This window comes from Ferruginibacter sp., from assembly GCF_028288465.1.
Classification (GTDB): domain Bacteria; phylum Bacteroidota; class Bacteroidia; order Chitinophagales; family Chitinophagaceae; genus Ferruginibacter.
Map to the genome: position 1 here is coordinate 1 of NZ_JAQBNR010000084.1, position 3,430 is coordinate 3,430.

6 protein-coding genes are annotated in these 3,430 nt (G+C 63.9%); all 6 read left to right on the forward strand.

Annotated elements, in window-relative coordinates; translation table 11 throughout:
* Nucleotides 1–308: hypothetical protein (locus JWR61_RS27975; RefSeq protein WP_301930939.1), on the forward strand; the 308-nt coding region annotated here is incomplete at its 5' end.
* Between the two features lie 18 nt (nucleotides 309–326).
* A complete protein-coding gene (locus tag JWR61_RS27980) occupies nucleotides 327–833 on the forward strand; it encodes a hypothetical protein (RefSeq protein ID WP_301930940.1) in 507 nt (168 codons plus the stop codon).
* A 2-nt stretch (nucleotides 834–835) separates the two neighbouring features.
* On the forward strand, nucleotides 836–1,219 hold the full coding sequence (locus JWR61_RS27985; RefSeq protein WP_301930941.1) for a hypothetical protein: 384 nt from the start codon (nucleotides 836–838) through the stop codon (nucleotides 1,217–1,219).
* A gap of 9 nt (nucleotides 1,220–1,228) precedes the next feature.
* Complete coding sequence (locus JWR61_RS27990) at nucleotides 1,229–1,513, forward strand: hypothetical protein (RefSeq protein WP_301930942.1); 285 nt, start codon at nucleotides 1,229–1,231, stop codon at nucleotides 1,511–1,513.
* Nucleotides 1,510–2,043, forward strand: a complete 534-nt coding sequence (locus tag JWR61_RS27995; RefSeq protein ID WP_301930943.1) for a hypothetical protein — start codon at nucleotides 1,510–1,512, stop codon at nucleotides 2,041–2,043. Before JWR61_RS27990 ends, JWR61_RS27995 begins: the two co-directional genes overlap by 4 nt.
* 13 nt (nucleotides 2,044–2,056) lie before the next feature.
* The coding region (locus JWR61_RS28000) for a DUF3383 family protein (protein ID WP_301930944.1) at nucleotides 2,057–3,430 on the forward strand (1,374 nt) is incomplete at its 3' end.

Below are 3,430 nucleotides of genomic sequence, written 5' to 3' on the forward strand. Positions count from 1 at the left end.
AGGCAATCGGCGACCTGCTGATAGCGAACGAATACGATGCCGGGGTGACGCTGGGGCAGGCTGGAGAGGCGATCAAGGGCCAGTTGCAGCAATCGATCATCGACACCTATGCACCGTCCCTGAGCGCCGTCACGCTGATGCTCCGCAAGATGAAATCCGCAGATCCCGGCCTGGTGGTGACCGGCGCAACCGTCGGCGAGGCCGCACGGCGCGTCGCGGCCGGAGAGTCTTCCGACGGTGTCTCGACCAAGCCCTTGGTCGACAGTGGGCATCTGGTCAACAGCGTCGATTACCAAGTGAAATCCTAAAACCCGCCCAGGAGGCGAATGATGATCCTGTTTTCGAGCAAGACCGGCGATGTGAACTTCCCGGGGCTGTCCCCGACTGCGGTCGATGGCATGCCGATTGGCCAGACAACGCCGGCCGCAGGGACCTTCACCGATCTGGCGGCCCAGGCCATTGTCGGCGGGCAGGTCTACAAGACCGATGCCCAGACCGCGACCATCATCCTGACCGCTGCCGATATCTCCGGCGCCCCGATCGAGGTTGATCTTGGGCTGACGGGCGCCATCACCACGGCCCAGAACGCCCAGTTGCCCACTGTCGCCGCCCTGATCGCGGCGCTGCCGGCTGAGATCGTCGGCCAGACCTACAAGCTGCGCGTCCTCAATATCGGCGGCACGACGTCCGGCGTGTTCACGCTAACCACGAACACCGGCTGGACGCTGAACGGCACGATGTCGATCGCCGTGGGCGGGTGGCGCGAGTTCATCGTCAAGCTGACTTCCCTCACGGCCGCGACGCTGCAGAACGTCGGCGGCGGGACGATCTAGCCTTGAACCTTCACCGGATCGTCAGCGGCGCCATCGGCGCGGTCAACCCGTTCGTTGCTGGCACGATAAAGGTCAGCAATGGGACGTATACGACTGCCCCGGATGGCAAGCGCACGCCGGCCTATAACACGTTCCCCAATGTGCAGATGCAGGTCCAGGCACTCACCTTCAAGGACCTGCAGCAGGTCGACGGGCTGAACCTGAACGGGACCCGGCGGGCGATCTACATGAACGGCCGGGCCGATGGGGTCGTTCGCAGCCTGATGAAGGGCGGCGATCTGATCACGCTGACCGATGGACCGAATGCAGGGACGTGGCTGGTGGCGATGACGCTCGAGCAATTCTCCGAGTGGTGCAAGGTCGCCGTCACTCTCCAAAACCAATAGGCGCTGCAGATGATCGCACAACGGCTTGTACCGCTTGGATACCAGCAGATCGGCACCCTCACGGGCGCAACTGGCCTCACCGTCCCGTCCGGCGCCACCCTGGCCATCATCTCGGCCGAAGGAACCGCGGTCCGCTGGCGGGACGATGGCGTCGCTCCCACCGCGGCGATCGGCGTCCCGATGGCCATCACGGATTCGCCGCTCCAATATTCCGGCACGCTGGCGGCGTTAAAGTTCATCGAGCAGACCGCCAGCGCCAAGCTGAACGTTGCCTACTATAGGGTCGCCGGGTGAGCCTCGTCCCGACGCCGACACAGTCCGGCGTCCTGACCGCGCTGCGCGCCTTCCTGGTGTCGATCCTCCCGACGGGCGTTGAAGTGATCCAGGCGCAGGACAACCGGGTTCCGGAACCCAAGGGCGACGATTTCGTGACGATGACGCCGCTCATCTTGGGCCGGCTCTCGACCAACGTTCACACCTATGACGTCGCTGGGGGTACGCAGAGCATCCTGCAGCCTACCAGGGTGGCGATCCAACTCGACGTCCACGGCCCGAACAGCGCGGACAACGCGCAGACGATATCGACCTTGTTCCGCGACGATTACGCCGCGCGCTTCTTCGCCGCCTCGGGCGCCAATGTCGCGCCGTTCTTCGCGGACGATCCAAAACAGATGCCGTTCACCAACGAGCAGCAGCAGGTCGAGAGCCGCTGGGTGGTCGATGCGGTGATGCAGGCGAACCAGGCGATCGTCGGCATCCCGCAACAATTCGCCGACCATCTCGACGTGTCCGTCTTCGACGTTCAGGCCACCTATCCCCTCTAGAGGAGAAATCCAAATGTCCACGATCCCGGCAAGCCAGCTTGTCCAGGTGCTGCCGAACGTCTTGAGCGCCGGCGGCAACGCTCTCGTCCTCAACGGTTTGATGCTGACCCAGAACACCCGTGTGCCGGTCGGAAAGGTGCTTTCCTTCCCGAATGACGGCGTGTCGGTCGCGAGCTATTTCGGCGCTTCCAGTGCCGAGGCGACCGTTGCGGCAATCTACTTCAACGGCTTCAACGGATCGTCGCAGAAACCGGCATCCATCCTCTTCGCCCAATACAACGCAGCGGCGGTTGCCGCCTATCTGCGCGGCGGCCCGGTCAACCAGATCACGATCGCGCAGCTGCAGGGTCTCACCGGTTCGCTTTCGGTCTTGATGGACGGCTATGCCCACACCGCGAATGCTCTTGATCTCTCGGGAGCGACGAGCTTCTCGGCCGCTGCTGCACTGATCGAGACCGGGCTCAACGCAAGCGCCGCCGTCGGTGCAGTTGTTACCGGCGCGATCGCTCCCGCCACGGCATCTGTAACCGGCTCGATTGCGGGCAATGTCCTGACGGTCACTGCCGTCGCGTCGGGTGTCTTGGTCCCGGGCGCCGTGCTCGCCGGAACTGGCGTAACAGCCAACACCGCAATCACGTCGCAGCTGAGCGGCACTGCGGGTGGCGTAGGCACTTACGCCGTTTCCATCGCCCAGGTCGTGGCGAGCGAAACCATTTCGGCGACCTACGGAACCATGACGGTCACCGCCGTTGCGTCCGGCACCCTCTCCGTCGGCCAGACGCTCTCCGGCAGCGGTGTGACCGCGGCGACCCGCATTATGGGTCTAGGAACCGGGGTAGGGCTCACGGGCACCTATTACGTCCAGACCAGCCAGACCGCCGCGAGTGGGACTGTCACCGCCTCCGCCACGGCTGTTCACGTCACCTATGACTCGGTGTCGGGGGGCTTCGTCATTGCCTCCGGGATTACAGGCCCCCCCTCGACGGCAGCGTTTGCCACCGGCGCGCTGGCGGCAGCGCTGTACTTGACCTCGGCAACGGGGGCCATCCTCTCGCAGGGCGCCGAAGCGGCAAGCCCGTCCGCTTTCATGACCGCCATCGTCCAGGTCACCCAGAACTGGGCGACGTTCATGACAATTTTCGATCCCGATGGTGGGTCCGGAAATACTCAGAAGCAGGCCTTCGCGGTCTGGACCAACAACCAGGGCAAGCGCTACGCCTATATCGCGTCGGATACGGACATCACGCCGACCCAGAGCAACAATGCCAGCGGCAGCTTCGGCAACATTATCGCTACCGAGGCCCTCAATGGCACCTGTGCGATCTACGATCCAAACGGCCAATATGTGGACGCCTTCGTGTGCGGCAGTGCGGCATCGATCGACTTC

What these genes read in the sequence shown, in the direction of transcription:
- JWR61_RS27980 (WP_301930940.1), top strand. Translation starts at nt 327, where the DNA reads ATGATGATCCTGTTTTCGAGCAAGACCGGCGATGTGAACTTCCCGGGG.
- JWR61_RS27990 (WP_301930942.1), top strand. Translation starts at nt 1,229, where the DNA reads ATGATCGCACAACGGCTTGTACCGCTTGGATACCAGCAGATCGGCACC.